The organism is Mesorhizobium sp. M2D.F.Ca.ET.226.01.1.1 (assembly GCF_004022705.2).
GTDB lineage: Bacteria > Pseudomonadota > Alphaproteobacteria > Rhizobiales > Rhizobiaceae > Mesorhizobium.
Genome location: NZ_RZOY02000010.1, coordinates 92,882 through 118,446 on the forward strand (window position 1 = coordinate 92,882; position 25,565 = coordinate 118,446).

Annotated in this window: 27 protein-coding genes; 13 read left to right on the forward strand and 14 right to left on the reverse strand. The window is 64.5% G+C overall.

What is annotated here, in order from left to right:
- The first annotated feature begins 120 nt into the window (after positions 1-120).
- Positions 121-441, forward strand: coding sequence for a hypothetical protein (locus EN869_RS22735; protein WP_127228232.1), 321 nt, complete (start codon positions 121-123; stop codon positions 439-441).
- Between the two features lie 74 nt (positions 442-515).
- Positions 516-1,451 carry a hypothetical protein gene (locus EN869_RS22740; protein ID WP_127228233.1) on the forward strand — a complete coding sequence of 312 codons (936 nt, stop codon included), beginning with the start codon at positions 516-518 and terminating at the stop codon, positions 1,449-1,451.
- Positions 1,452-1,599: 148 nt separating this feature from the next.
- Here EN869_RS22740 and EN869_RS22745 read toward each other — a convergent pair whose 3' ends face one another.
- Both EN869_RS22745 and EN869_RS22750 read right to left on the reverse strand, forming a co-directional pair.
- Positions 1,600-3,153 (reverse strand): serine hydrolase, encoded by a 1,554-nt coding sequence (locus EN869_RS22745; protein WP_127228234.1) that lies wholly within the window; start codon positions 3,151-3,153, stop codon positions 1,600-1,602.
- 66 nt (positions 3,154-3,219) lie between these two features.
- Positions 3,220-3,624 (reverse strand): VOC family protein, encoded by a 405-nt coding sequence (locus tag EN869_RS22750; protein ID WP_127228235.1) that lies wholly within the window; start codon positions 3,622-3,624, stop codon positions 3,220-3,222.
- A 148-nt stretch (positions 3,625-3,772) separates the two neighbouring features.
- Here EN869_RS22750 and EN869_RS22755 point away from each other — a divergent pair, with 148 nt between their 5' ends.
- Both EN869_RS22755 and EN869_RS22760 read left to right on the forward strand, forming a co-directional pair.
- On the forward strand, positions 3,773-4,471 hold the full coding sequence (locus EN869_RS22755) for a YafY family protein (protein WP_127228236.1): 699 nt from the start codon (positions 3,773-3,775) through the stop codon (positions 4,469-4,471).
- Between the two features lie 105 nt (positions 4,472-4,576).
- Complete coding sequence (locus EN869_RS22760) at positions 4,577-6,232, forward strand: acyl-CoA synthetase (protein WP_127228237.1); 1,656 nt, start codon at positions 4,577-4,579, stop codon at positions 6,230-6,232.
- Between the two features lie 4 nt (positions 6,233-6,236).
- On the opposite strand, the gene EN869_RS22765 is transcribed toward EN869_RS22760, so the two are convergent.
- Positions 6,237-6,686 (reverse strand): hypothetical protein, encoded by a 450-nt coding sequence (locus EN869_RS22765; protein WP_127228238.1) that lies wholly within the window; start codon positions 6,684-6,686, stop codon positions 6,237-6,239.
- Between the two features lie 192 nt (positions 6,687-6,878).
- Between EN869_RS22765 and EN869_RS22770 the strand changes: the two genes are divergently transcribed.
- Positions 6,879-7,772, forward strand: a complete 894-nt coding sequence (locus EN869_RS22770; RefSeq protein WP_127228239.1) for a hypothetical protein — start codon at positions 6,879-6,881, stop codon at positions 7,770-7,772.
- A 33-nt stretch (positions 7,773-7,805) separates the two neighbouring features.
- Here the strand turns inward: EN869_RS22770 and EN869_RS22775 are convergent, their stop codons facing one another.
- From EN869_RS22775 to EN869_RS35665, 5 genes are all read right to left on the reverse strand, one after another.
- Positions 7,806-9,230 (reverse strand): hypothetical protein, encoded by a 1,425-nt coding sequence (locus EN869_RS22775; protein WP_127228240.1) that lies wholly within the window; start codon positions 9,228-9,230, stop codon positions 7,806-7,808.
- 437 nt (positions 9,231-9,667) lie between these two features.
- The gene (locus tag EN869_RS22780) at positions 9,668-10,177 is read right to left on the reverse strand and encodes an Hsp20/alpha crystallin family protein (RefSeq protein ID WP_127228452.1); all 510 of its coding nucleotides are present in this window, start codon (positions 10,175-10,177) and stop codon (positions 9,668-9,670) included.
- Positions 10,178-10,255: 78 nt separating this feature from the next.
- On the reverse strand, positions 10,256-10,732 hold the full coding sequence (locus EN869_RS22785; protein WP_127228241.1) for an Hsp20 family protein: 477 nt from the start codon (positions 10,730-10,732) through the stop codon (positions 10,256-10,258).
- A 235-nt stretch (positions 10,733-10,967) separates the two neighbouring features.
- Positions 10,968-11,246, reverse strand: a complete 279-nt coding sequence (locus tag EN869_RS22790; RefSeq protein WP_127228242.1) for an usg protein — start codon at positions 11,244-11,246, stop codon at positions 10,968-10,970.
- 13 nt (positions 11,247-11,259) lie between these two features.
- On the reverse strand, positions 11,260-11,724 hold the full coding sequence (locus tag EN869_RS35665) for a hypothetical protein (RefSeq protein ID WP_348630870.1): 465 nt from the start codon (positions 11,722-11,724) through the stop codon (positions 11,260-11,262).
- A gap of 212 nt (positions 11,725-11,936) precedes the next feature.
- Between EN869_RS35665 and groES the strand changes: the two genes are divergently transcribed.
- The 7 genes from groES to EN869_RS22830 all read left to right on the forward strand — a co-directional run bounded on the left by groES (position 11,937) and on the right by EN869_RS22830 (position 18,306).
- Entirely contained in the window at positions 11,937-12,251 is a 315-nt protein-coding gene (groES, locus tag EN869_RS22800) for a co-chaperone GroES (RefSeq protein ID WP_127228243.1), read from the forward strand.
- Positions 12,252-12,312: 61 nt separating this feature from the next.
- The gene (gene groL, locus EN869_RS22805) at positions 12,313-13,941 is read left to right on the forward strand and encodes a chaperonin GroEL (RefSeq protein WP_127228244.1); all 1,629 of its coding nucleotides are present in this window, start codon (positions 12,313-12,315) and stop codon (positions 13,939-13,941) included.
- Positions 13,942-14,007: 66 nt separating this feature from the next.
- On the forward strand, positions 14,008-14,229 hold the full coding sequence (locus tag EN869_RS22810) for a hypothetical protein (protein ID WP_127228245.1): 222 nt from the start codon (positions 14,008-14,010) through the stop codon (positions 14,227-14,229).
- A 69-nt stretch (positions 14,230-14,298) separates the two neighbouring features.
- Positions 14,299-14,694: a helix-turn-helix transcriptional regulator gene (locus tag EN869_RS35150; RefSeq protein ID WP_245489574.1), complete on the forward strand. Its 396-nt coding sequence runs from the start codon at positions 14,299-14,301 to the stop codon at positions 14,692-14,694.
- Entirely contained in the window at positions 14,675-14,977 is a 303-nt protein-coding gene (locus EN869_RS22820) for a DUF982 domain-containing protein (protein ID WP_127228246.1), read from the forward strand. Before EN869_RS35150 ends, EN869_RS22820 begins: the two co-directional genes overlap by 20 nt.
- A gap of 59 nt (positions 14,978-15,036) precedes the next feature.
- Positions 15,037-16,929 (forward strand): molecular chaperone HtpG, encoded by a 1,893-nt coding sequence (gene htpG / locus EN869_RS22825; protein WP_127228247.1) that lies wholly within the window; start codon positions 15,037-15,039, stop codon positions 16,927-16,929.
- Between the two features lie 249 nt (positions 16,930-17,178).
- Entirely contained in the window at positions 17,179-18,306 is a 1,128-nt protein-coding gene (locus EN869_RS22830; protein ID WP_127228248.1) for a serine hydrolase domain-containing protein, read from the forward strand.
- 9 nt (positions 18,307-18,315) lie between these two features.
- Here EN869_RS22830 and EN869_RS22835 read toward each other — a convergent pair whose 3' ends face one another.
- The 6 genes from EN869_RS22835 to EN869_RS22865 all read right to left on the reverse strand — a co-directional run bounded on the left by EN869_RS22835 (position 18,316) and on the right by EN869_RS22865 (position 24,796).
- Positions 18,316-19,938, reverse strand: coding sequence for an ABC-F family ATP-binding cassette domain-containing protein (locus EN869_RS22835; RefSeq protein ID WP_127228249.1), 1,623 nt, complete (start codon positions 19,936-19,938; stop codon positions 18,316-18,318).
- 330 nt (positions 19,939-20,268) lie between these two features.
- Positions 20,269-21,012 carry a 2OG-Fe(II) oxygenase gene (locus tag EN869_RS22840; protein ID WP_127228250.1) on the reverse strand — a complete coding sequence of 248 codons (744 nt, stop codon included), beginning with the start codon at positions 21,010-21,012 and terminating at the stop codon, positions 20,269-20,271.
- A gap of 276 nt (positions 21,013-21,288) precedes the next feature.
- Positions 21,289-21,816, reverse strand: a complete 528-nt coding sequence (locus EN869_RS22850; protein WP_127228251.1) for a hypothetical protein — start codon at positions 21,814-21,816, stop codon at positions 21,289-21,291.
- Between the two features lie 5 nt (positions 21,817-21,821).
- Positions 21,822-22,244 (reverse strand): OsmC family protein, encoded by a 423-nt coding sequence (locus EN869_RS22855; RefSeq protein WP_127228252.1) that lies wholly within the window; start codon positions 22,242-22,244, stop codon positions 21,822-21,824.
- A gap of 147 nt (positions 22,245-22,391) precedes the next feature.
- Complete coding sequence (locus EN869_RS22860) at positions 22,392-23,882, reverse strand: AMP-binding protein (protein ID WP_127228253.1); 1,491 nt, start codon at positions 23,880-23,882, stop codon at positions 22,392-22,394.
- An 80-nt stretch (positions 23,883-23,962) separates the two neighbouring features.
- Positions 23,963-24,796, reverse strand: coding sequence for a p-hydroxycinnamoyl CoA hydratase/lyase (locus tag EN869_RS22865; protein ID WP_127228254.1), 834 nt, complete (start codon positions 24,794-24,796; stop codon positions 23,963-23,965).
- A 103-nt stretch (positions 24,797-24,899) separates the two neighbouring features.
- On the opposite strand from EN869_RS22865, the gene EN869_RS22870 reads away from it, so the two are divergent.
- The gene (locus EN869_RS22870) at positions 24,900-25,358 is read left to right on the forward strand and encodes a MarR family transcriptional regulator (RefSeq protein ID WP_127228255.1); all 459 of its coding nucleotides are present in this window, start codon (positions 24,900-24,902) and stop codon (positions 25,356-25,358) included.
- Positions 25,359-25,565 lie beyond the last annotated feature (207 nt).

The following is a 25,565-nucleotide window of genomic DNA, read 5'->3' on the forward strand; positions in this document are numbered from 1 at the left end:
GAAGGGCCTGATACAGCATTCGCGCCAAGGCGCAAAAGCCTTCGAACCACTCCATTCGTCAAATTGCGGAGAACCATCCTGGCCATTGGCCATTCCAGTGCGCCATGCTACTTCAGCCAGATGTATTTCCTGCTCTTCTCCTTTGCGGCAGTCGCCATCCCGTACGGTCTTGAGAGATTCTATTTTGTGAGAAGGTTTGGAATTTTTGCGTGTATATTCTGGCTCTTTGTATTGCAATTTTGCTCTTTATTCTTTGGAGAAATCATACTCGAACGTCACGTAGGTCAATCATTGCCCGACTGGATCAAGTCCCTCGGGTTCGCGATTGGAGCATTCGCCTACCTGACGATTGGCATCACGCCAATCGCTGCCATCATAGCCGGATCGACCGCCGGAATTATGATCGCAGCCAAGTCGTTCCGGAGGGAAAATTCAGGCTGACCTGGCGTCAAAGCGAATGTGTTGAATCAAAAATGGTATTAGTCTGGCCAGCCTGGGGTTTTGGGGCGATACTTATGGATTTCAGTGCGGGACATGGCTACCTCCTCATTGGCGGTCTCATCCTTGTCGGCGCCGGATTGCTGATCATTTCGCTGATCGTCAATCTGCGCGTGGCCCACAGCGTGCGCGACGACGTGCGCCACCGCGAGAAACTGCTGGAATACTATCGCAACATCTTCTCGCAGCTCGGCGTGATCCTGATCGGCATCGGCGTCTCGCTGTTCATCTTCTTCTTCCAGCAGAACTATCAGGACCAGCGCAGGCGCGAGACCGAGCTGCAGCAAGTGCTCGCCAAGCTCGCCGCGCGCGTCGCCCGCGGCGCGCCGGTCGTCGAAACGCTCGGCGAATTCGACGAGGTTCTCGATGTGGGCGGCGCCTATGTCGGCCCCGAACACGGCGGAAACAACGCCGCGATCAGTGCTGAGGGAGCCGAGCTCGGCAAGCAGGTCGAAAAGATCCTGCTGGTCGAACGTGATGTCGATGTTCGGGATTTTGACATTCTGAACCTGTCGCGCGATCTCGAAGCCACCTTTGTCGTCAACGAGCTCGATCCGACGCTGTGGTTCGACATCGTGCGCGACGAGAACGACATCAAATATGCCACGACGCAACTCGGCCTCGACTACAAGGATCTGCATGACGCGATCGGAGACGAGCCGGTCGAAGCGGCGGTCGCCAAGCCTGACAAGGGACAGAAGATCAAGCGTGAGGTGCTCGACATCCTCTATGACGCCGATCTCCTGCGCCAGCGCAGCAGGCGGTTTCTCGGCCGCGCGTGCTGGCTCTTCAGCAAGGGGCGAGGCTTCGTCGCTCTGCCGCCGACCGACGCGATCGAGGCCGACGCCAAGTCGCAGCAGGAATGGATCGACCGCTCGAAACCGGTACTGACGCAGTCGAAGTCGGGCAGCAGCGACTGCTTCAAGCTGCTGCGCTACGGGCAGCCATCCTGACCCCTGCGCGTTTGCCGGACGACGCGCCTTTCCGGCGGCCGGCCCAAAGCGCGTCGCGATCCTTCGGATTCGCTCCCATGCGCTTTAGGTCTTCGGTTTTACGCATGTCTTCATCCCGAAACCGGTTCCCACTTTCGGGAGACATGCTTTAGTCACCCACGCGCCGCAGCGTGCCGAGGTGATTGTCGTCGAGGAACTCGATGGTCATCGACGACGCCTTGCCATCCGGACCGACGACGAAGCTGACGCCGGTCGGCCTCTCCGGCGTCTCGGCATCGGGATAGGTCAGGAACAGATCGCCCTTGTAGTGCGTCAACGGATAGGATCTGGCTCCACCCGGCCCGAGCTTGAGCACAACCCCCCCGCCCTCGCCCGCTACGGTCGCCTCGCCGATGAAGTCGTTGGCATAGCGGCCGGCGTAGGCGCTGGCGGGCGCCGCCGGCCTCACCGGCGACTGCGGCGCGGCATATCTGGCCTTGGCCGCCTCGACCGCCGGACCGAACATGCCGGCGAAGAGCGTGTCCCATGCCTTGATCCAGTCCTTCTCGACTTTGCCGTCGAAGACCAGATCGGCAAAGCTGTCGGAGAGCCCTTCCGGCACCCCGGTCGGGAAGGCGTTGGCAAGGACGACGACGCCGAGCTTCTCCTTCGGGAACAGCGTCACCACCGTGCGCGCGCCGACGCTGAAGGCGCCTGCGTGGCCCCAGCTCACGCCGTGCCGGCCGAATTCGACATTCCAGCCGAGGCCGTAGAAGGATTCGCCGCCGGACACCGGGTTCTTGCCGCGCGTCATCAGCGGGATATGCGTCTGGTCGAGCGCATCGGCGGCAATCAGCGTCTTGCCGGCATAGACGCCGTCGCCGAGCACGAGGCGCACCCATTGCGCAAGATCGCGCGCGGTGGAGCTGACGCCGCCGGCCGGAGCCTGCGCATCCGGATCGCGCTTGACCTTCGCGGCCCAGGCGCCGCCGACCCTGATGTGGAGCGCGGCGCGGTTCGCGCGCTTGAGGAAATCGGCATGGAGCGAGCTGGTCGAGGCCATGCCGAGCGGACGGTAGAGCTTCTCCTCGGCGATTTCTTCCCAAGACTTTCCGGTCGGCATCGCGGCGGCGACGGCGCCCTCGGTCAGCCCGAAATTGCTGTAGGAATAGCCGGCGCGAAAGCTCGACGATGGCGGTACGAAGCGCAGGCGATGCAGGATCGTGGCGCGGTCGTAGCCGATGTCCTCCAGGTCGTCCCCGGCGGTGCCTGGAAGGCCACTGCGGTGCGAGAACAGGTCACGTATCGTGAGCTGGCTCGTCGGATAGGGGTCGGCCAGTCGGAAGGCCGGGTCGAGGTCGGCGATCCTCGAATCCCAGGACACCACGCGGTCGCTGACCAGGGCCGCGACGACGGTGGCAGAGACCGGCTTGGACAGCGAGGCGATCTGGAACACCGTATCGGCGTCGATAGCCTCGGGCTTCCCGGCCTCGCGATGTCCGAAACCCTTGAGGAAGATCACCTGGTCGTCATGCACGACCGCAATGGCGAGGCCGGGCACCGCACCGGCCTCGACAGCGCCCTGCGCCAGCGCTTCGAGCTTCGATAGGGCGGTGGCCATGCGCTCCGGCGAGATCGGGTCCGCCCACACGGCAGGCGGCCAAAGGGCCATCAGGACGAAAGCCCATATCCTCAGATGACAGAGATTCCGATCAAGCCGCATGCTTGCGCCCCCTCTCCGCATTCATCTTGCGATGTTACAGGCCGGCGCCAGCGGGGCCAATCCCCGTCACCTGTCGAACTTGGCAATCGCCTCCGCCGTCACGGGCGTGAAGAAATTGACCAGGTTGCCGTCGGGATCGCGAAACAGCAGCGAGCGATTGCCCCAGGGCATCGTCGTCGGCGCCTGCACCAGCGCTTCGTCCAGAGTCCCGGCAAGCCTGCGGTATTCCTCATCGACATCGGCGACGCGGAACTCGATGATCGCGGTGCGATTTGCCGCCGGGCTTGCCACGTGGTCGCAGCCGAAGAGCTGAAGTGTGCGCGTGCTGCCGATCGCCAACGTGCCGGCCTCCGTGACGAGCTCGGCGAAATCCTCGGTGTAGAGCGTGAGCTCGATGCCCGTCGCCGTCTCGTAGAAGTCGACGAGCCGCTTGACGTCGGCGGTGATGATGCGGGTCGAAACGAAATTCATTGGTCTTCTCCGTGAACTGGCCGCGAAGACTCTCTTCGTCGGCTGGCCGACGGAGAAAGTCTCCGTGGCTGGAGGCTCCCGTTCAGGCGCCGTGCCGCGACTTGTGGATCAGGCCTGCTGCCACCATAGTGGCAACAGGAGACTTGCCTTGCGCCGCGCCGACAGACTGTTCCAGATCATCCAGATCCTGCGGCGCTCGAGCCGGCCGATCACCGCCAGTCAGATCGCCGAAGAGCTCGAAACCTCGCGCCGTTCGGTCTATCGCGACATCGCCGACCTGATCGGACAGCGCGTGCCGATCCAGGGCGAGGCCGGTCTCGGCTATGTGCTCGACCGCGACTACGACATGCCGCCGCTGATGCTGACGCCGGACGAACTGGAGGCGGCGGTGCTCGGCGCGCAGTGGGTGGCCGGCAAGGGCGACGCGGTACTGGCGGGCGCGGCGCGTGACCTGATCGCCAAGATCACCACCGTCGTGCCCGAGCGGCTGCGCCCCTTCATCAGCAATCCAACCGTCGGCGCGCCGCTCAGCCGCGCAAGCCTGCCGGACGGGCTGGATATCGCGAAGGCGCGGGCCTCGATCCGCAAAGGCCACAAGATCCGGATCCGCTACCGCAACGAACAGGGCGACGAGAGCGAGCGCGTCGTCTGGCCGACCATGATCGGCTATGCCGAGACGGTGCGGCTGCTCGCAGCCTGGTGCGAGCTGCGCCAGGATTTCCGCCATTTCCGCACCGACCGCATCGGCGCGGCGGAGTTCCTCGACGAGCGCATCGGCTGCCGGCCGGCCGAGCTGCGCAGCCGCTGGAAGCGCCATATGCAGGCGCAGGGCATCCAACTGCCCTGACAAGCGGGCACCGACTTTCGCCGCAATCGACCCGCGCCGTCTTTTCAGGCAATCTTGGTTGGCGGCGATCATGGGGAGATGATCCGCCGCCAAGGGAGGACCGCCATGACCACGACGCGAGCGCTGCCGCGCTATGAGGATGCCGTCGCGCAATTCCGCATCGAGGACGAGATATCGCGCCTGCACGGCGATCCCGCCACCAGCATCAACGCGTATGTTGAATGCTGCGGCCGCTATGCCGGCACGAACCGGCTGGCGCTGCGCGCGATCTCGGCCGGCGGCGAATTGCGCGAATATTCTTTTGACGACCTCGCCGACCTGTCGGGCCGCGTGGGCACCATGCTCAAGGAGCTTGGTGTGCGGCCCGGCGATGTGGTGGCCGGCATGCTGCCGCGCATCCCCGAGCTGGTGGCGCTGATCCTCGGCACATGGCGCGTCGGCGCGGTCTACCAGCCTCTGTTCACCGCCTTCGGCCCTAAGGCGATCGAGCACCGGCTGAGCTACAGCAAGGCGAAGCTGGTGGTGACCAACCCCGCCAATCGCGGCAAGCTCGACGAATTGGAAAACCGCCCGCGCATCGCCACCATCCTGGGCGCGGGTGACGTGCTGCCCGAAGGCGACATCGGTTTCCGCGCCGCGCTTGCCGCCGCCTCGCCCGACTGCGCGCCGGTGATGCGCAAGGGCTCGGACCTGTTCATGATGATGTCGACGTCCGGCACGACCGGGCATCCGAAAGGCGTGCCGGTACCGCTCAGCGCGCTCACCGCCTTCGGCGCCTATATGCGCGACGCGATCGGGCTCACGCCCGACGACATCTTCTGGAACATCGCCGATCCCGGCTGGGCCTATGGGCTCTATTACGCCATCACCGGCCCTTTGCAGCTCGGCATCGCCAGCACCTTTTACGAAGGCGCGTTCAATGCCAGATCGACCTACGACATCATCGAGCGCCTGGGCGTCACCAGCCTTGCCGGCTCGCCGACGGCCTATCGCCTGCTGATGGCGGAAGGGCCCGAGGCCGCGGCCCGCGTCAAAGGAAAGCTGCGCGTGGTGAGCAGCGCCGGCGAGCCGCTCAACCCGGAGGTGATCCGCTGGTTCGATGCGCATCTCGCCGCGCCGATCCACGACCATTACGGCCAGACCGAGAACGGCATGATGGTCAACAACCATCACGGGCTCAAGCATCCGGTCCGCGCGGGCTCGGCCGGATTCGCCATGCCGGGCTACCGCATGGTGGTGCTGGACGAGGCAGGCAACGAGCTCGGCCCCAACCAGCCCGGCGTGCTTGCCGTCGATATCGCGAACTCGCCGTTGCGCTGGTTCGACGGCTACCACCAGGCGGAGACGCCGGCGATCGCCGGCGGCTATTACCGCACAGGCGACACGGTGGAATATGAGCCGGACGGCTCGGTCTCCTTCATCGGCCGGGCCGACGACGTCATCACCTCGTCCGGTTACCGCATCGGGCCGTTCGATGTCGAAAGCGCGCTGATCGAGCATCCGGCCGTCAACGAGGCGGCGGTGGTCGGCGTGCCCGACCCGCAGCGCACCGAGATCGTCAAGGCCTTCGTCGTGCTCGCGCCGGCCTTCACGGGTAGCGAGGCGCTGGCCGAGGAGCTTGCCCAGCATGTGAAGAAGCGGCTCTCGGCGCATTCCTATCCGCGCGAGGTCGAGTTCGTGAGCGAGCTGCCGAAGACGCCGAGCGGGAAAATCCAGCGGTTTCTGCTGAGGAAGGCGGAGGTGGAGAAGCGGAAGGGGTGAAACCTCAGTGCTTCGGGAACTGTTCAACCTCCCGGTCGAGAATTCCGCGGTGCATGAAAATCTCCAACGCTTTCTTGGCGGCAAGTCTCAGCCGCGCCCAGGGCTCTGTTCCGATCAACTGCTCAAGCGGCGGCAACGTCTGCGGCGTGTCGTCGCAAAAACTATTCAGGACGGCCCGATAATCTCGAAGCGCTTGCTGTTCCTCGACTGAGAACACCGGTTCGACATAGCGCTCGAGTACCCCGTCGGAGGCCCAGTCGTCCCACTGATTTAAAGCCTCGTTCGGGACGTGGACATACGGAACAGCCGTTTGATATCTCCGCTGTTCGTCATAGGACGATACCCACTCGAAGTAGCCGATCAGCTGGTTTCGATATCGCTGGTTGAGGACGATATCAGAGATTGCTCGCCCGGTGACTTTGGGTGCTCGCTCGCCATCTGCATCATCGGCCATCGACAAAATCACCTGCTTCTCCCGGCATGTTGCCATATCAGACTTGCGTTCTGAGGACACTGAGAGACTTGCGGCTCTCCTCTGCGAGAGAATGGCGATAAAGATTCGGTTCCTCGATTTCTGCCACGCAAAAGCCGCCAAGCCGAGCCAAGGCTGCTTAGGGCTTTTGATCGCTAATTTGGGGTTTGTAGCATGCGGCTGGTTTTGACACTTCTCCTCACGCTGGCGGGCAGCGCGGCATATGCAGCCTCGCCGGAGGACGACTATATCGCAGCGCGCGACAAGGCGATTGCCGACATCACCGCGCAGCAAAGCGCCAACACGGCCATCGAAACCATCGACGCCCAGAACGAGAAGGCGCTGGCCGACCTGCAGCAGCGGCTCACCGCCCTTCTCGGCCCGCTTTCGGTCAAGGGTTTTCCGGCGACCGGCACCATGAATGTCCAAAGCCTCAACGCCTCCGATATCGGCTACGGCATGCTTGACGGGCTGCGCTATACCCAGAGCGACGACGGTCCGAGCATCGTCGCTTCGACGCGCGGGCTGACCGAGCGCTGGCTGAAGTCCAAATCCTCCGAGACGGAAGCGGATTTCAAGCTGCCCGCCGACATCGGCTCGGCGCTGAAGCTCGACAGTTTCTACACCCAGGCGATCGGCAGCGACGCGGCGTTCTCCGGTACGCTCGACTTTTCGCTGAAGAAGCCCGACCGCGCGGACATGGTCGTCGCCCGGCTCGGCGGCTGGACGCAGGATGCCGGGCCGATCTACGACCAGCGCGTCGTCGTGGCGGTCGTCAAAGGCGACCGCGTGCTGATCGCCGAGGCGCCCGCCTCGCCTGCCGTGCCGAAGATCGCTGCATGCGATTCGATCTGGGCAGCCGCCGACGCCGCCGCGCAGAAGACGCAGCAGGAAAATCAAGGATCGGACCAGGACGATGCGTCGGCCTCCGATCCGGCCAACGCCGCCTGGGAAAAGGGCGACGCGGACTACCGCGCCTGCATGGCTGAGCGCCTGCCGGGCGATCCATCCTTCCCGGCGTTGCTCAAGCAGGCCCAGAACCTTGCCGACAGCATGGCGGGGAAGTAGCCCGCCAAAGCAATTCCAGGCTAAGAGGCCTTCTCAGCCTGCGTTGGCGCGCAGGTTGCGCCGCGGGACACGCCGCGGAGCAGGACGGGCCGTTTCCGCGATGATCCCGTTGGCCGGAAGTGCTGCATCCTTGCGCGACCGCGCGTCCGTCACCCGGTGCAGCCGCTCGTAAGGCAGCAATTCCCGAATGCGGGCGTTCAGCGCTTCGATCTCGGCGTGCAAATCCTCGCATTCCTGCTTCTGGATATCGAGCTGGATCTGCTCGGACGCCTGCTGCAGCGACAGCTGCGAGAGATTGGTAATGACCACCGACAGGCTCTTCTTGTCGGCTTCGCTCTCGTCCTTGAGGACGGCCAGCCTTTCCTGCGCGATCTGGCGTTCGGTCACGGCATCGCTCAGCTCGGCCTTCAGCCTGACGATCTCGGCTGAGGCTTCGCCATTGGTTGTCGCAGCCTGATCCATGCGCGCCTGCAATTCCTGGATTTCGGAGCGCAAACCGCGCATTTCCGCCTGGGCGCGCGCCAATTCGGCCGCGCTGTCGCTTTCGGCGATGCGCGCCGCCTCGGTTGTTTCAGCAAGCCTGGCCTGTGTTGCCTCCAGCGCCTTCTGCAGCCGGGTTTCTTCCTTTTCGTGGTTGCCGATCTGCGCCATCAGCTCGGCAATATGGGCGGTTTCGCGGGCGTGGGTTGCCGCGAACTCGTCGAATTTGTGCCGGGCTTCCGCCTCGCGCTTTTGCGCCTGCTCCAGGTCGACCGAGAGGCCGACCTGCTTTTCGCGCAGCAGCTTGTTCTCGGCGCCGCGCCTGTCGACTTCGACGGTCTTGGCGGTCAGAGCCTTGACGATCTCGCCGAACTCCGTCTCGCGCCTGGCGCTCTCATTGCTCATCTCCACCAGTTCCAGGCGCACGGCTGCCAGCGCCGTGCGCAGCTGCTCCCGGTCCTGGACGAGGCTTGCCTCGCGCTGTTGCCAGGCTTCGGCCGCGCCGTCGCGTTCGCGCTGCTTGCGGGCGGCGTCGAGCAATTGTTCCGAGAGCGTCTTGTGTTCGGTGGTGAGAGCGAGATTTGCCAGTTCCAGCTCGTTGGAGCGCAACACGTCGCGATGGAAGACGTTGAGGACTTCGCGCGTCATATGATGCGCGGTGGCGATCTCCGCCAGCTTCGCCTCGATCTCCTGGAGATGGCCCTGCCCGTCCCGGAAAAGCCCGGCGACCGCCTCCAGCGCGGCGAGCCGCGTCTGGGTATGCGGCGTCAGCCGCGACGGAGCTGCCTCGGGCTGCTCTGCAGGCGGCGGATTCTCGTCGCTTGCCACGAGTTCCTGGCCGGCAACGGCATCGTCTCCCGACGGCGGTTGTTCATCATCTTTCAGAACGTCCTCGAATGCTTCCGCCAGATCCGATTGGAGCTCCTGAAATTCCTTATCGACGTCCTCGGCCCGCTTGATCAGAGACTTGAAATTCATCACCACACATCCCTTACTCGCGCCCCACGCGTACTTAACGAATTGCTAATCTATCCCTTTACCTTCCGTTCGGGAAGCCTATGCAAACGAAACCGAAATTAAGGTTATCGCCGGTCGCAATCTTATGCGGAACCGCCGCCAGGTGATCTCTCTTCCGCTCCCAACATATGTTAGTTTTATATGTTAGTTTTTTCTCTCGGGCCTGGCGCTGAAAGCCCGCGCCGCAACAGGGAAAGACAGCGCGCTGCTTGTCATCATTCAGATGACGGATGCGAAGACTTTCGGACAGAAAAAGAGAAGCGCCCGTCGCACGAATTTTCTCTATCCCTCAGCCGCCCCTGCTCGATCGCTAAGAGCTGCGTGGCGCGGGCATCTGGTCGCCGTGGCTTTCCTGGATCGCGACGCGGGAGGCGCATCGGCCCCCCCGCGTCGGTGCATCAACTCTTGATTTCGATGCGCTTGACTTGCGACTGCGCCTTCTCGCTCTTCGGTAAGGTCACAGTCAGCACGCCATTCCTGAAGCGCGCCTCCAGCTCGTCTTCCTTGACTTCGTAGCCGACCGGGATGCGGCGTTCGAAGCGGCCATAGTAGCGTTCTGAGAATTGCCTCTCTTGGTCATCCGTCTCGGAGCGCTTCTCGCCTCGCAACGTCAGCACGCCGTCGTCGAAGAGGACCTCGATGTCTTTCTGTTCGAGGCCGGGCACTTCGGCGGTCACCTTGATCTCCTTCTCTCCGTTGGAGATCTCGACGCTCGGCCAACCGGCGCCGAGGGCGGAGACACCGCCAAAAGACGGCAGCCGGCTGTCAAAGCCGCGGAAAACATCGTCGAACAGGCGGTTCACCTCACGATGCAGCGACAGGAACGGATCGCGTTCGCCGTCATGGAATATGCTTGGAACCTGGTTGCCGTTGCTCCGGCCCCAGGGAATCAGATCACGGACACTCATGGTTTCCTCCTTTCTGCTCATCGGTCTGAAAGGCTTCCTGATGCGCCGGGCCATATGCCCGGCGCGACAGGGAGGCCTTTAGGCCGCGTGCTTCTCGGCTTCGATCTTCTTCGTCGCGTCTTTGGGCGTCGCCTTGTCGGCTGCGATCTCGATCCGGCGCGGTTTCATCTCTTCCGGAATTTCACGCTTCAGATCGATCGTCAGCAGGCCGTTCACCAGGCTGGCGCCGACGACCTTGACGTGGTCGGCAAGCTCGAAACGGCGCTGGAATGCGCGGCCGGCGATGCCTCGATGCAGGTACTCACCCTTATCCTCGCCGGCTTTCTGGCCCGAGACCATGAGCATGTTCTGCTCCTGGGTAATGGCCAGTTCGTCCTGCGCGAAGCCGGCCACCGCCATGCTGATGCGGTAGTCATCTTCCGAGGTCTTGGCGATGTCGTAGGGTGGCCAATTGTCGACAGTTTCGATCCGGCTCGCCGTTTCGAGCGCGTTCAACATTCGATCGAAACCGATGCTCGACCGGAACAGGGGACTGAAGTCAAAGTTGGTTCTCATAGCTACATCCTCCATTGAGCAACATAGATACGAGGAGCGCCAAGGAAGCAGCGCTCCTTGACCTTGCCGGTCTCTCAAGACCCGGCAAAACCCATCTGGGAATTCAACGCCGGAACGTCAAGGCCCCGCCTCGAATTCGCCTTCAAAGCCTTGAAAAGTCACGCTTTTCGTCTGCATGCAGGAGGGCAAATGATGAAATGAAGGCGGCCGCACAACACGACCGCCTTGCTGATCCTCAATGGATCGCGATGACCCCGTCGACGGCCCGCCATTCCGAGGGCCTGATCAGCCGATGGTGGGCGACCCGGACGGAATGCAAGGCGCCTGCCAGCTCGCGTTGCCAAAAGCCCAGAAAGCCCCTCAGCGCGGGGAAATCCGGGGCGAGATCATAGTCCTGCCAGACGTAGAGCTGGAGCAGGCTGGGATGGTCGGGCAGATGATAATGGATCTCGGCAGTGGTCAAGCCATAGCCTTTCATCTGCAAGCGGAATTCCCTGCTGACCGCGTTCGCCATCGCCTTCTGCGCCTCACGCGCTCAGCCGGTCGACCAGCTGCCGGTGGTCGTCATCGGCAGGGCCACTGGGCGGCGGGGCGAGCGCATCAAGCCGGCGCAGCGCATCCATGATGTCGTCGAAGGACACCGGCTGCCCGGTGCCCGGGGGCTGGCGCAGCGCCGGCATCGATTCCACGGCGCAGGCGTCGGATGCCCAGGATGAAAGGATCGCCCGCTTTTCCCATGTGTCGAGCGAGCCGTCCTCCAGCACATCCCGCGGCTGCTGAAAATGGCTGGCCGGCGACAGCAGCCGGTCGAGCGAGAGGTCTGATATTTCGGGAGCTAGGGAAGGAATGATCGGCGAAAGCTTCTGTCGGTCCATTTCTGTCCTCCGTGTCCAAAAACTCCTTGTTTCGGGTTCAATTTCTCGGCGGACCCGGCGCTGCCGGGCGCCGATAATCTTGTTCAGCTCAATCGCGGATTCAAGCCTTTCCTTCATCGGCGCGATCGAATTTACCGCATGTTTTCAGCGCGCTAGCACTCAGCCGCCGAGAGTGCCAAAATTTTTGCGGCACCCCCTTGAAAGTAGAAGAAGGCAAAATTAGTTCCACATGCGCGCGACGCCGAAAGGGTCGCGCGAGCCCCGCTCCGGTCCTGCCGGCCCGGAGCGGAGGAACCTCTCGCAATCTGTTTGTCCTGAAGGAGAACGATATGACGTTCCGTCCATTGCATGACCGTGTACTCGTCCGCCGCATCGAGGCCGAAGAGAAGACGGCTGGCGGCATCATCATCCCCGACACTGCCAAGGAGAAGCCGCAGGAAGGCGAAGTCATCGCCGTCGGCCCGGGCGCCCGTGACGAGAGTGGCAAGCTCGTGCCCCTCGACGTGAAGGTCGGCGACCGAATCCTGTTCGGCAAGTGGTCAGGTACAGAGATCAAGCTCAACGGCAAGGATCTGCTCATCATGAAGGAAAGCGATGTGATGGGCGTGATCGAGCAGGCCGCGACGCTGGAGAAAGCCGCCTGACCGGGGGCTTCGACCGAACCGCAACCAGTCAATGAAAACTGCCTAAACAAGGAGTGATCCAATGGCTGCCAAGGAAGTCAAATTCCATTCCGACGCGCGCGAGCGCATGCTGCGCGGCGTCAACATCCTCGCCGACGCGGTGAAGGTCACGCTGGGCCCCAAGGGCCGCAACGTCGTCATCGACAAGTCGTTCGGCGCCCCGCGCATCACCAAGGACGGCGTCACCGTCGCCAAGGAGATCGAGCTCGAGGACAAGTTCGAGAACATGGGCGCCCAGATGGTGCGCGAGGTTGCCTCGAAAACCAGCGACATCGCCGGCGACGGCACCACGACTGCAACCGTTCTCGCCCAGGCCATCGTCAAGGAAGGGGCCAAGGCGGTTGCCTCGGGCATGAATCCCATGGATTTGAAACGCGGCATCGACAAAGCCGTCGAGGCTCTCGTCCAGGAGTTGAAGACCAACGCCCGCAAGGTGACCAGGAATGACGAGATCGCCCAGGTCGGCACGATTTCGGCCAATGGGGATGCCGAGATCGGCCGCTTCCTGGCCGAAGCGATGCAGAAGGTCGGCAACGAAGGCGTCATCACCGTCGAGGAAGCAAAGACCGCGGAGACCGAGCTGGAAGTCGTCGAAGGCATGCAGTTCGATCGCGGCTATCTTTCGCCCTACTTCATCACCAACCAGGACAAGATGCGCGTCGAACTCGACGAGCCCTATGTGCTGATCCACGAGAAGAAGCTCGGCAACCTGCAGGCGCTGCTTCCCGTGCTTGAGGCTGTGGTCCAGTCCAGCAAACCCCTGCTGATCATCGCCGAGGATGTCGAGGGCGAGGCGCTGGCGACGCTGGTGGTCAACAAGCTGCGCGGCGGGCTGAAGGTCGCCGCCGTCAAGGCTCCGGGCTTCGGCGATCGCCGCAAGGCCATGCTGGAAGACATCGCCATCCTGACCGGCGGCACCGCCATCAGCGAAGATCTCGGCATCAAGCTGGAAAACGTCACGCTGGAGATGCTTGGCCGAGCCAAGAAGGTTGTGGTCGAAAAAGAGAACACCACGATCGTCGACGGCGCCGGCAAGAAGGAGGAGATCCAGGGCCGCGTCACGCAGATCAAGGCGCAGATCGAGGAGACCACCTCCGACTACGATCGCGAGAAGCTGCAGGAGCGGCTGGCCAAGCTCGCCGGCGGCGTCGCGGTGATCCGCGTCGGCGGTTCAACCGAGGTCGAGGTCAAGGAACGCAAGGACCGCGTCGACGATGCCATGCACGCGACCCGCGCTGCGGTCGAGGAAGGCGTCTTGCCAGGTGGCGGCGTGGCCCTGCTGCGGGCCGCCAAGGCACTGGACAGCTTGCAGGCCGAGAATGAGGACCAGAAGCACGGTATCGAGATCGTGCGTCGCGCAATCGAGGCGCCGGTGCGGCAGATCGCCGAGAACGCCGGTGCAGAAGGCTCGATCATCGTCGGCAAGCTTCGCGAGAAACCGGAATTCGGTTACGGCTGGAATGCACAGACCAATGCCTTCGGCGACCTCTACAAGGAAGGCGTCATCGATCCGGTGAAGGTGGTGCGGACCGCGCTCCAGGACGCGGCATCGGTTGCCGGCCTGCTGGTAACAACGGAAGCGATGGTGGCCGAAAAGCCGAAGAAGGAACCCGCGGTTCCGGCCATGCCGGGTGGCGGCATGGACTTCTGAGAGGCTGACAGGAGCCCGCTTCCGGTAGCGGGAGCGGGCCTTTCACCAGAACTATGGGAGGCCGTCATGAACATGATGAGCGGGGATGGCTCGATTCCCGCGCCGACGCATCCGGCAAGCGAATTCCTCGCCTATGAAGGCGAATGCCGGAGCGCGCTGAAGCCGCTGCTGGCAGGCCTGCTCGACGCGGCCGAATCCGCCGGATGGAACCGGCGGACCGTCGCCTCGACGCTGATGTTCCTTGCTGCACAGCAGGTGTCGACCACCGAAACATCGGCGCGAAGCTGAGCGAAATGGACCCCGCCCCCGCGGCGGGGTCGTCCGATTTGGATGCCAGCGAAGGGAATTGCGATTGCCATGATTGCAGGACGTTTGCGGGAATGCCTGAGAGCATTGCGGTGGGAAGCCGCCGACCTTGCGCAGGAGCTTGGCTGTTCCAGGAACGATGCGACGCGTTGGATCGAGGGGCGCGCGCCGGTGCCGCTGGCGGTCGCCGCCTGGCTCGAGGCCCTGGCCAAGGCGCATAGCGCGCTGCCGCCGCCGCGCCTGAACCAGCAGAGCTCAGCGACGCACACCACGCCGGCGGGCCCGGTCAATTTGCAGGCCTTCACCGGCATAGGCCAATCGCGGCCGCACGGCGTCGTCCTGCAACCGCCCTACCCGCGCCGGCATGCGCTCGCGACCGGCCTTCGCCCGAGCTCGATAGGCATCCGCCCGAAAGAGGGTTCAGACCATGAGCCACGACCGCTTTGAAGAGCCGATCACTGTGCTCGTCGGCATGGGCCTGCCGGTGCAGCTGGAGACCGTAGCGGAAGCCTATGCCCTGCTGCAGGATTGGCCGGCTGCGAGCAGGAGCAGCGCACATGCGATCGCGCTCAACGCCTGCAAAGCCGGCATTGCCGGCGAGGTCGACGCGGAAACGGTGCGGGCAACCCTTGTTGCCTTCGCCCGCCGCCACGATATTCTGGCGCCGGACATGGTTTCGCTGGCGCCCGCAGCGCTGGCAGGGCGTGCGTCCACAAGCAACAATGACTGAAGATTTGAAAACCGGCGCGTGCTGGCGCGGCGGGCAAACGACCAACCCAGGAATTCTGAATGACGATGGACACCAAGGCGACGGAAACCAGGACATTCGAGGCGGACGTCTCGCGGCTGCTGCATATGATGGTGCATTCGGTCTATTCGGACCGAGACGTTTTCCTGCGCGAGCTGATCTCCAACGCGGCCGATGCCTGCGAGAAGCTGCGCTTCGAGGCGGTCAGCCGGCCCGAGCTTCTGGGCGACGATCCGAAGCCGCGCATCACGATTGCCGCCGATCCTGACAACAGGCAGCTTTCCGTCGCGGACAATGGCATCGGCATGAGCCGCGACGAGATGGCCGAGGCGCTGGGCACGATCGCGCGCTCCGGCACGCGCGCCTTCCTGGAGCGCGTCGAGGCCGGCAAGGCGGCGGAGGACACGCAGCTCATCGGTCAGTTCGGCGTCGGCTTCTACTCGGCCTTCATGGTCGCCGACCGGGTCGACGTCATCAGCCGCCAAGCCGGCAGCGACGAGGCCTTCCGCTGGTCGTCCGACGGCAAGGGCACCTATGAAATCGCGCCGGCGCCGCTCGAGGCGGCGCCCAGACGCGGCACGCGCGTGGTGCTGCATCTGATGGAAGACGCCTCTTCCTACACCACGCCTTACCGGCTGGAAGGGCTGGCGAAATCGCAGTCGGGCCATGTGCCGGTGCCGATCACGCTCGTCGAAAAACCCGACGCGGAGCCGCGCGACATCGCCGACGGCACGGCGCTCTGGGTGCGGCAAAAGAGCGAGATCAAGCCGGAGGAATACACCGACTTCTACCGCAGCATTGCCGGCCAGTATGACGAGCCCGCCTCGACCATCCATTTCCGTGCCGAGGGCCGGCAGGAATACAGCGTGCTTGCCTTCGTGCCCGGATCGCGGCCGTTCGACCTGTTCGACCAGGACCGCAAGGGCCGCATGAAGCTCTATGTGCGGCGCGTCTTCATCACCGACGATGCCGATCTCCTGCCGCGCTACCTGCGCTTCGTGCGGGGCCTGATCGATTCCGCCGACCTGCCGCTCAATGTCTCGCGCGAGATGATTCAGGAAAGCCCGCTGCTCGCATCGATCCGCAAGGGCGTGACCAACCGCGTGTTGGGCGACCTTGCCAAAACGGCCGAAAACGACGCGGAAGCCTATGCGAAGATCTGGGAGAATTTCGGCGTCGTCCTCAAGGAAGGCCTCTATGAGGATTATGAGCGGCGCGAGCAGTTGCTGAAGCTTGCCCGCTTCCGTTCGACGACCTCCGGCGAAGGCGGGCGCAGCCTTGCCGACTACGTCGGAGCGATGAAGGAAGGCCAGAAGGCGATCTTCTTCATGGCCGGCGACGACCGCGCCCGGCTGGAAGCCTCGCCGCAGCTCGAAGGTTTTCGCGCGCGCGGCATCGAGGTGCTGCTCTTGACCGATCCGGTCGACACTTTCTGGGTGACGATGGCGCCGGAGTTTGACGGCAAGCCGTTCAAGTCGGTGACGCAGGGCGCGGCGGAGCTTGCCGACATTCCGCTGCCCGAGGACGCGGCGAAGCCCAAGGGCGAGACGTCATCGGATATCGCGACATTCCTTGCCTTCGTGAAGACGACGCTTGGCGAGGAGGTGTCGGACGTGAAGGCCTCCGACCGGCTGACCGAAAGCGCCGTCTGCCTCGTCGCGCCCGAGCATGGCCCCGACCGCCAGTTCGAGCGCCTGCTCAACGCCGCCGGCCGGCTCGACAAGGCCGCCAAGCCGATCCTCGAGATCAACCCGCGCCATGAGCGCGTCGCGGCGCTGGCAAAACTCGGCGACGACGATAAGGCGTTCAAGGAAGACGCCGCGCATCTGCTCTATGACGAAGCGCGCGTGCTCGACGGCGACAAGCCGGCCGACGCGAAGGCGTTCTCAGCGCGCCTGGCACGGCTGATCGACCGCGGCTTGGCCAAGGGGTGAGGCCCGGCGCGTGCGCCGCCCGCCAGCGTCCAGCTGGAACTGGAGGCTGGCACATTTGCGACAGCCCGCTAAGCTGTACCGTAGTGTTGCTGGCAGGACCGCCAAGGCGCCCCTTGTGGAACGCTCGGCGCCCAGGACCGGGACGAACAGGACCGGATGATGGGAGCCCACCACGCGGCGCAGCTTGCCTGGTTCAAGAGCTTTGTGACCAAGCTGTTCGGATAAGGCGCTTTTGGTGGGAATTCGCGCATGAACGTAGACGGCAACTGTGATCCGCGTTTTGCCGGCGTGCGCGATGCATTTGCCTGGAGTTTCGCCCAGGGCCTCGAGCATGGCGGCGGCGTCTCGGTCGTGGTCGAGGGCCGGACCGTGGTCGATCTCTGGGGCGGCCACGCCGATGCCGCCCGCACCCGGCCGTGGCGGCGTGACACGCTGATCAATGTCTGGTCTTCGACCAAGGGCGTCGTGGCGCTGGCGATCGCCATGCTGGTGGAGCGTGGCAAGCTGGACTATGCCGCGCCGGTCGCGCGCTACTGGCCGGAATTCGCGGCCGGCGGCAAGGAGAGGATCACACTCGACCAGGTGATGTCGCACCAGTCCGGGCTGAACGGCCTCGCCGTGTCGATGGACGAGGCAGGCCTGCTCGGCTGGACGCCCTATACGGATGCGCTTGCCGCCATGCCGCCGCTTTGGGACCCCGGCAGCCGCTGCGTCTACCACGCGCTCAGCTACGGCCATCTCGCCGGCGAAGTGCTGCGGCGCGTCGACGGGCGCAGCGTCGGCCGCTTCGTCGCGGAAGAGATCGCTGGCCCGATTGGAGCCGATTTCCACATCGGCCTGCCGGAGCCAGAGGATTCGCGCGTCGCCGAGATGATCGAAGGCCCGAAGACGTCGGACTGGGTCGAATTCGTGCGCGCCTCTCCATTCCCCCAGGCGTGCGACAACCCGGCGCCCCGCGCCCTGGCGCCGAACGACCGCGCCTGGCGCGCCGCCGAGGTGCCGGGCGGCAACGGCCAATCCACAGCGCATGCGCTGGCGCGCATCTATGGCATGATGGCGACGGGCGGGGCCTTTGAAGGCACGCCGCTGATCGGCCGCGCGGCGATCGAAGAGGCCACGAGGCCGCGCTTTCGCGGCATGGACGACAGCTTCGCGCTGCCGGCCGCCTTCGCCGCGGGCTATCAGATCGAGGACCCTGTCTATGGCGGCCGCGCCTCGCCGCAGACCTTCGGCCACACCGGCTGGGGCGGCGCCGTCGGCTTTGCCGATCCCGGCGCCGCCGTCGGGTTCGGCTACGTCACCAACCGCATGCTGGGCTTCGACGACCTGGACCCGCGCCGCAAGGCCCTGATCGACGCCGTCTACGACGCGCTCTGAATAAGACCCCTACCCCCTCAGCCCCGGCGCTTCCTGGCCGGTGCGCGCGACATATTCGGTGTAACCGCCGCCATAGGTGTGGATGCCGTCGGGCGTCAGTTCCAGCACGCGGTTCGAGAGCGCCGCGAGGAAATGGCGGTCGTGCGAGACGAAAAGCATCGTGCCTTCATACTGCGACAGCGCCTCGATCAGCATCTGCTTGGTGGTGATGTCGAGGTGGTTGGTCGGCTCGTCGAGCACCAGAAGGTTGGGCGGGTCGAACAGCATCAGCGCCATCACCAGCCGCGCCTTCTCGCCGCCTGACAGCACGCGGCACTTCTTCTCGATCTCGTCGCCGGAAAAGCCGAAGCAGCCGGCCAAAGCCCTAAGCGGCGCCTGGCCGGCCTGCGGGAAGTTATCCTCCAGCGTCTGGAAGACGGTGCGCTCGCCGTCGAGCAGCTCCATGGCGTGCTGGGCAAAATAGCCCATCTTGACGCTGGGGCCCCGTGCGACGGAGCCCTCGTCGGGCTCGGAGGCGCCGGCGACCAGCTTCAAAAGCGTCGACTTGCCGGCGCCGTTGACGCCCATCACGCACCAGCGCTCGCGGCGGCGGATCTGGAAGTCGAGGCCGGAATAGATCGAGCGGCTGCCATAGGCCTTGTGGATGCCCTTCAGCGTCGCCACGTCCTCGCCGCAGCGCGGTGCCGGCTGGAACTCGAAGGCCACTGTCTGGCGACGCTTGGGCGGCTCGACGCGGTCGATCTTGTCGAGCTTCTTCACCCGGCTCTGCACCTGCGCGGCATGCGAGGCGCGCGCCTTGAAGCGTTCGATGAAGGCGATCTCCTTGGCCAGCATCGCCTGCTGGCGCTCGAACTGCGCCTGCAGCTGCTTGTCGGCGAGAGCCCGCTGCTCCTGGTAGAATTCGTAATTGCCGGAATAGGAGGTGAGCGCGCCGGCGTCGATCTCGATGATCTTTGTGACGATGCGGTTCATGAACTCGCGGTCGTGCGAGGTCATCAAGAGCGCGCCGTCATAATCCTTGAGAAACTTCTCCAGCCAGATCAGGCTTTCGAGGTCGAGATGGTTCGACGGCTCGTCGAGCAGCATGACGTCGGGCCGCATCAGGAGGATGCGGGCGAGCGCGACGCGCATCTTCCAGCCGCCGGAAAGCTTCGCGATGTCGCCGTCCATCATCTCCTGGCAGAAGCCCAAGCCGTCCAGCACCTCGCGGGCGCGGCCGTCCAGCGCGTAGCCGTCGAGCTCCTCGAAGCGATGCTGCAACTCGCCATAGCGCTCGATGATCCGATCCATCTCGCCGGCGCGCTCGGGATCGCCCATGGCGTGCTCCAACTCGCGCATCTCAGCCGCCACCGCGCTCACCGGCCCGGCGCCTTCCATGACCTCCGCGACAGCGCTCAATCCGCCCATGTCGCCGACATCCTGGCTGAAATAGCCGATGGTGACGCCGCGATCGACGGAGACCTGCCCTTCGTCCGGCTGCTCCTCTCCGATGATCATGTGGAACAAGGTCGTCTTGCCGGCGCCGTTCGGGCCGACGAGGCCGACCTTCTCACCCTTCTGCAAGGCGGCCGAAGCTTCGATGAAGACGATCTGTCGGCCGTTCTGCTTGCCGATGTTTTCGAGACGGATCATGGGGCGGTCCGGGCAACTGCGCTGATGTGGCGGGATTTGCCCGGGCGTGTACGCGAATGCAGGCGGCAGGGGAAGAGGTAGAAGCGCCGCAGAGCGCTGAAGATTGGCGAAGGCCGGCGTGGCAGCCGATCTCCCCCCTTGTGGGGGAGATGGCCGGCAGGCCAGAGGGGAGCGCCTCGCGCCGACGTTTCAACTTCTGCCGCGCGTTCTTCCGCCAACTGTATGGCCGGGATAAGGAATAAATCGAATGCCGTGATCCTTCGCGCCCCCCTCTGCCCTGCCGGGCATCTCCCCCACGAGGGGGGAGATCAGCTGCTTCGTCGCCGCGCCTTACTTCGCATCGTGAAAAATGATCCCCACCGTATGCCGCCGGCCCGAGCGCAGACGGCTCACGCCGTGGCGCAGGTTCACCCGGTAATATCCCTTCGTGCCCTGCACCGGTCGGTTGTGCACGGCGAAGATCACCGCATCGCCGCGCTTCAGCGGCACCACCTCGGCGCGGCTCTGCATGCGCGGGCGCTGTTCGGTGAGCACGAATTCGCCGCCGGTGAAATCCTCGCCGGGTTCGGACAACAGGATCGCTACCTGCAGCGGAAAGGCGAGCGCGCCGTAGAGATCCTGGTGCAGGCAGTTGAAGTCGCCGGGGCCGTATTGCAGGAGAAGCGGCGTCGGCTTCGTCTGACCCTCGTCATGGCAGCGCTTGAGGAACGCGGCGTGGTCGGCCGGATAGCGAAGCGATACGGCCATTTTCTCGTTCCAGTCGTTGGCGACCGTGGCCAGTTGCGGATAGAGGGCCGAGCGCAGGCCCTCGATCAGATCCGGCAGCGGGTATTTGAAGTAGCGATACTCGCCCTTGCCGAAGCCGTGACGCGCCATGATCACATGGCTGCGGAAATGCTCCTCATGCGGATAGAGGCCGGCGATATCGGCGCATTCTTCCGCTGACAGCAGGCCGGGCATGACGGCGCATCCATGGGTATTGAGGTCGGAGACGATGCCGCGCCAATCCTGCGCGGCGACGCGGGATTCGGCGGAGCGGCTGGCGCGTTTGGTGTTGAGGGAGTGGATGGTCATGGGCTTGGCTCCTTGCTTGCCATCAAAGTGGGGCGAAGGAGGTGCGTCGGCCACCCGATTCCTGCGGATGTGAGTGAGATCCATTGGAGAAGCTGGAGGGACAGCGCCCCCCTCTGTCCTGCCGGACATCTCCCCCACTTGGGGGGAGATCAGCTGTCGCGCTGGCTTTCGCCAATCACCAACGTCGTAGGAATGGCGGAGCGCCGAAACCGCCAATCTCCCCCCTTGTGGGGGAGATGTCCGGCAGGACAGAGGGGGGCGCGAAGGATCTCGGCCTTAGTCTTTTTTGCGATACCTCTCCAGCTCCGGATCGAGATCGACCTTCACCGCATTGGTGAACACGCAGGTCGCCACCATGATGCCGGCGAAGGCGGTGAGGTTTACCAGCAGCGTCTCGTCATAGCGCGCCTTGAGCGCGGCCCAGGTTTCATCCGGAACGGAGTTGGCATCGGCCGCGACCGCCTTGCCGAACCGCATCAGCAGCGCTTCTTCGGCTGTTGGCTCAATCGCTTCGGGATCTAGGCCGCTCTCGATCAGCGCTCGGCGAAAGAAGGTCACCGGGATTTCGGCACGCATCGTCTCGGCGATCGCCTTCGAGAGCAGCCAGATCGCTCGGTCGTCGAGTGCGGGCTTGAGAAGATCGCGCAGGGTGAACCATTCGGCGTAGATGCGATGCGCGGCGGGCGAGTGGAGCAGGATGCGCTTCATGTTGGTCATGCGGCCGCGCAGCTTGAGTTCGCGGTCATGCTCGGCGCGCATGTCTTCGGAGGCGGTCGCATAGTCGATCACAGAGAGATGCGCCATCAGCTTCACCCCAGCGTTGCGTGCAGTGCCGGCCCGCCGCGCAGCGTGTTGGAAACGGTGCAGATGTCCTCCGCGTCCGCGAGGATTCGCTCTTTCGTCGCGGCGTCGAGATCGCCGGTGATTTCCAGCTTGATGGTGAATGTCTCAACCCGCGAGGCCTCGTCCTTCGCCTTATCGCCGCCGACATCCGCCCTCACCTCACCCAACCGATCGGCGACGCCGAGACGGGTGGCGGCGATGCGGGCGCTGAGCACCATGCAGGCGGCCAGCGAAGCGTAGAGCAGATCGAGCGGATTGAACCCTGGCGCGCTGACCTGCGTGACGACGTCGATCGTGCCGCCGGTGGGGGTGGTTATTGTCGGCAGGCTTCCCGGGAGCATGACGGCAAGCGCGCCAGTGTTGCGGGTTCTGATCTTCAGCTCGCTCATTGCAAAATCCTTCCGGCCGGCATGGCTGACAGATCTGTCATAGCGGGCATGAATTCAACAGGGCAATCGCTGAATGCGAAGGAGGCAACGCAGGCGGACGCAGGCATCTTGGAACTGGTCGCCGCGCTTATTCCCCTCTTGCGCTCCTTATGCCAGCCCCCGCAGCACATGCTTCTGAACCTTACCCGACGCCGTGCGCGGCAGCGCTTCCACCGCCCGGAATTCCTTGGGCACCTTATAGCGCGCGATGTGCGCGGCGCAGTGGCTGGCCAGCACTTCGGAGTCCAGCGCGCGGCCGGGCCGCAGCACGACAAAGGCGCGGCCGACCTCACCCCAGCGCGCGTCGGCGATGCCGATCACCGCCGCCTCGGTGATATCGGGATGCGCAAGCAGTGCCGTCTCGACCTCGGCCGGGAAGACGTTCTCGCCGCCGGAGATGAACATGTCCTTGCGGCGGTCGACCAGGGTCACGAAACCGTCGTCGTCGCGCCGCGCCATATCGCCGGTGCGGAACCAACCGTCCCCGCTGAAGGCGCTCGCCGTCTCGTCCGGCCGGTTCCAATAGCCCGGCGTGACGTTGGGGCCGGCAAGCCAGATCTCGCCGGTATCGCCAGGCGCGACATCGCTGCCGGCGTCATCGACGATGCGCAGCGAGACCGACGGCGCCGGCAAGCCGGCGGACCCCGCCTTGACGGCAATACGATCCGCCTCCGGCGGGACGCAGAGCACAGTGCCGGCTTCCGTCATGCCGTAGCCGTCGGCCATGAGCACGCCCTGCTGGAGCCACCAAAGCACATCCGCGGCGGGGTTCGGCGCGCCGCCGGTGAAAAGGGCCTTGAGCGACGTCCAGCGCGCGGGCGCGAAGCTCGCATGCTCGCGCAGCATCTTCGCCATCTGCGGCACGCAGAAATAATGGGTGACGCCGACATCGGGGTCGGCCAGCCGACGATTGGTGACGCCGGCATCGAAGCCGGAGGAGATCAGGACCGTGCCGCCCTTGAGGAACACGGGGCGAAGATTGGTGATCAGCCCGATGACATGAAACATCGGCGCGTCGCACAGGACGATGCTGTCATGGCCGACGCGGCCGACGACACCGAAATTGACGGCGGTGGCGAAAGCATTGGCCTCCGTCACGATGACGCCCTTGGGTCGGCCCGACGTGCCTGAAGTGTAGAGGATGATCGAAGGCCGGTCGGCTTCCGGCAAGGGATGGCGCGCCGCCCGAGTCGCCGCTTCCACCGCCGCCGCGAAGCGCGCGATCGCGACAGCCGCGCAGCCGGACGGCGCCGCGATGTCCAGGTCGGCGTCGTGCACCAGAAGCGAGGGGCCGCAATCGGCCAGGATCACCTGTCGCTCGACTGCCGCGAGCCGCCAGTTGACCGGCACGAAGATGGCGCCGAGGCGCATCGCCGCCTGCTGCAGGATGACGAGGTCGGCGCTGTTGCGGGCGAGCGCGGCGATCCGCTGCCCCTGCTCTACGCCATGGCTTTCGAGCACTGCGGCCGCGCGCTGGATGGCGTCGTCGAGCGCCGCGTAGGTCCAGTTGCGCCCGGATGCAAGGTCGACGCAAGCGAGGCGGTCTGGCTGCGCCCGGGCATGCATGGCAACCGGGTCCGGGGTCGTCCAGGCCGGCATTTGCGTTCTCCTCCCGTGTCACGCGCCGTATCGGTTGCCGGCCGGCATCAGTGCCGCCACGGCGTCAGGTCATTTCCGGGTCATCTCGCCTTGTCGTAGGCGCCGAGGCCGGGCTTGTAGCTCTTTTCGTCGATGAACTGGCGAATGCCCTCCTTGCGGCCTTTATTGTCGAAGGAATTCGCCGCCTCCTGCGCGCGCACCAGATAGTCCTCGGCATTGTCGTAGGTCATCTCGGCGACGCGGCGGATGGCGTCCTTGGTGGCCTTGAGCGCGACCGGATTCTTCTTCAACAGGACCCCGGCCACTTCGGCGACGCGCGCCTTGAGGTCGCTGAGCGGCACGCTCTCGTTGACGAGCTTCCAGGCCGCCGCCTTGCGGCCGTCGATCAGTTCGCCCGTCAGCGCGTGATACATGGCATCGCGCATGGACAGGAGCTCGACCACCACCTTGGTGGCGCCGCCGCCGGGCAGGATGCCCCAGTTGATCTCCGAGAGCGCGAAATGCGCCTCGTCGGCGGCGAAGGCGAGGTCGCAGGCAAACAGCGGGCCGTAGCCGCCGCCGAAGCACCAGCCATTGACCATGGCGATAGTCGGCACCCGATACCAGCGCAGCCGCCGCCACCAGCCATAGGCTTCGGATTGCGCCTTGCGCACCGCGCCCAGGCCTTTCGCCTCGGTCTCGCGAAAATACTCCTTGAGGTCCATGCCGGCCGACCAGGCGGCGCCCTCACCTGACAACACGAGAACGCCAACATCGTCCCGGAATTCGAGCTCGTCGAGAACCTGCATCATGCGGCGATTGAGCGTCGGGCTCATCGAGTTGCGTTTGGCCGGCCGGTTGAAGCGCACCCAGGCGATGCCGCCCTCGACATCGAAGGCAACCGCGTCTTCGGCTTCGCTGGTCTTCTCGGTCATGTCGGTCTCCTCCTCCGATTGCTATGTTGCATAGCTTTATATTTGCTATGTCGCATAGTATTTTTACCTTGACAAGGGGATGGGTTGCGGCGATCGATCGGGCATGGACGAGACCAGGGTTCGCGATGTCCCCGGCGAGGACGCGCTCGACGCACAGATCGGCTACAATTTGCGGCGCGCATCGGCGCTGGCGCTCAACGATTTTTCCGTGGAGATGGCGGAAGCGTCACTGCGGCCGGTGACCTATGCCATGCTGGCGCTGATCGACGAGCGGCCGGGCATCCGCGCCGCCGAGCTCTGCCGGCTGCTCGGCATGAAGAGCGCCAACATGGCGCCGCTGCTCGCCGAACTGGAGGAGCGCGGCCTGATCGAGCGCGATGATCATGCAGAAGACAGGCGCGTGCGAAAACTCAGCCTGACCGAGGCGGCCAAAGCGGCAATGCCCGCGTGGCGGCTCAAGGTGCGCCGGCACGAAAACCGATTCCTGCAGCGTCTCAGCAGCAAGGAACGGGCGACGCTGCTGCGGCTGCTGCGGCTGATCTGGGTGGACGAGGCGGAGTGAAGGGTCGGCGCCTCGACTTGTGAAATATCCCAGGCAAGCAAGGAGATGGCGGCGCGGGCTGCCGAATTGATTCAGGCTGTGGCGCAGGCGAAACGTTGGAAAAGCTGGCGGGAACGGCTTCCCACCTCTTTCGGCCACTGGCCGCGTTGGCTCGAGAATCGATCGCACGATCCGGGTTGCGACGAAGGGCTGAGGCCTATTAGCGGT

Excerpts from the sequence above, each read along its gene's own strand:
- EN869_RS22735 (WP_127228232.1), top strand. The coding sequence starts at position 121 with ATGTATTTCCTGCTCTTCTCCTTTGCGGCAGTCGCCATCCCGTACGGT.
- EN869_RS22740 (WP_127228233.1), top strand. The coding sequence starts at position 516 with ATGGATTTCAGTGCGGGACATGGCTACCTCCTCATTGGCGGTCTCATC.
- EN869_RS22745 (WP_127228234.1), bottom strand. The coding sequence starts at position 3,153 with ATGCGGCTTGATCGGAATCTCTGTCATCTGAGGATATGGGCTTTCGTC.
- EN869_RS22750 (WP_127228235.1), bottom strand. The coding sequence starts at position 3,624 with ATGAATTTCGTTTCGACCCGCATCATCACCGCCGACGTCAAGCGGCTC.
- EN869_RS22760 (WP_127228237.1), top strand. The coding sequence starts at position 4,577 with ATGACCACGACGCGAGCGCTGCCGCGCTATGAGGATGCCGTCGCGCAA.
- EN869_RS22765 (WP_127228238.1), bottom strand. The coding sequence starts at position 6,686 with ATGGCCGATGATGCAGATGGCGAGCGAGCACCCAAAGTCACCGGGCGA.
- EN869_RS22770 (WP_127228239.1), top strand. The coding sequence starts at position 6,879 with ATGCGGCTGGTTTTGACACTTCTCCTCACGCTGGCGGGCAGCGCGGCA.
- EN869_RS22775 (WP_127228240.1), bottom strand. The coding sequence starts at position 9,230 with ATGAATTTCAAGTCTCTGATCAAGCGGGCCGAGGACGTCGATAAGGAA.
- EN869_RS22780 (WP_127228452.1), bottom strand. The coding sequence starts at position 10,177 with ATGAGTGTCCGTGATCTGATTCCCTGGGGCCGGAGCAACGGCAACCAG.
- EN869_RS22785 (WP_127228241.1), bottom strand. The coding sequence starts at position 10,732 with ATGAGAACCAACTTTGACTTCAGTCCCCTGTTCCGGTCGAGCATCGGT.
- EN869_RS22790 (WP_127228242.1), bottom strand. The coding sequence starts at position 11,246 with ATGGCGAACGCGGTCAGCAGGGAATTCCGCTTGCAGATGAAAGGCTAT.
- EN869_RS35665 (WP_348630870.1), bottom strand. The coding sequence starts at position 11,724 with ATGAAGGAAAGGCTTGAATCCGCGATTGAGCTGAACAAGATTATCGGC.
- groES (WP_127228243.1), top strand. The coding sequence starts at position 11,937 with ATGACGTTCCGTCCATTGCATGACCGTGTACTCGTCCGCCGCATCGAG.
- groL (WP_127228244.1), top strand. The coding sequence starts at position 12,313 with ATGGCTGCCAAGGAAGTCAAATTCCATTCCGACGCGCGCGAGCGCATG.
- EN869_RS22810 (WP_127228245.1), top strand. The coding sequence starts at position 14,008 with ATGAACATGATGAGCGGGGATGGCTCGATTCCCGCGCCGACGCATCCG.
- EN869_RS35150 (WP_245489574.1), top strand. The coding sequence starts at position 14,299 with ATGATTGCAGGACGTTTGCGGGAATGCCTGAGAGCATTGCGGTGGGAA.
- EN869_RS22820 (WP_127228246.1), top strand. The coding sequence starts at position 14,675 with ATGAGCCACGACCGCTTTGAAGAGCCGATCACTGTGCTCGTCGGCATG.
- htpG (WP_127228247.1), top strand. The coding sequence starts at position 15,037 with ATGACGATGGACACCAAGGCGACGGAAACCAGGACATTCGAGGCGGAC.
- EN869_RS22830 (WP_127228248.1), top strand. The coding sequence starts at position 17,179 with ATGAACGTAGACGGCAACTGTGATCCGCGTTTTGCCGGCGTGCGCGAT.
- EN869_RS22835 (WP_127228249.1), bottom strand. The coding sequence starts at position 19,938 with ATGATCCGTCTCGAAAACATCGGCAAGCAGAACGGCCGACAGATCGTC.
- EN869_RS22840 (WP_127228250.1), bottom strand. The coding sequence starts at position 21,012 with ATGACCATCCACTCCCTCAACACCAAACGCGCCAGCCGCTCCGCCGAA.
- EN869_RS22850 (WP_127228251.1), bottom strand. The coding sequence starts at position 21,816 with ATGGCGCATCTCTCTGTGATCGACTATGCGACCGCCTCCGAAGACATG.
- EN869_RS22855 (WP_127228252.1), bottom strand. The coding sequence starts at position 22,244 with ATGAGCGAGCTGAAGATCAGAACCCGCAACACTGGCGCGCTTGCCGTC.
- EN869_RS22860 (WP_127228253.1), bottom strand. The coding sequence starts at position 23,882 with ATGCCGGCCTGGACGACCCCGGACCCGGTTGCCATGCATGCCCGGGCG.
- EN869_RS22865 (WP_127228254.1), bottom strand. The coding sequence starts at position 24,796 with ATGACCGAGAAGACCAGCGAAGCCGAAGACGCGGTTGCCTTCGATGTC.
- EN869_RS22870 (WP_127228255.1), top strand. The coding sequence starts at position 24,900 with ATGGACGAGACCAGGGTTCGCGATGTCCCCGGCGAGGACGCGCTCGAC.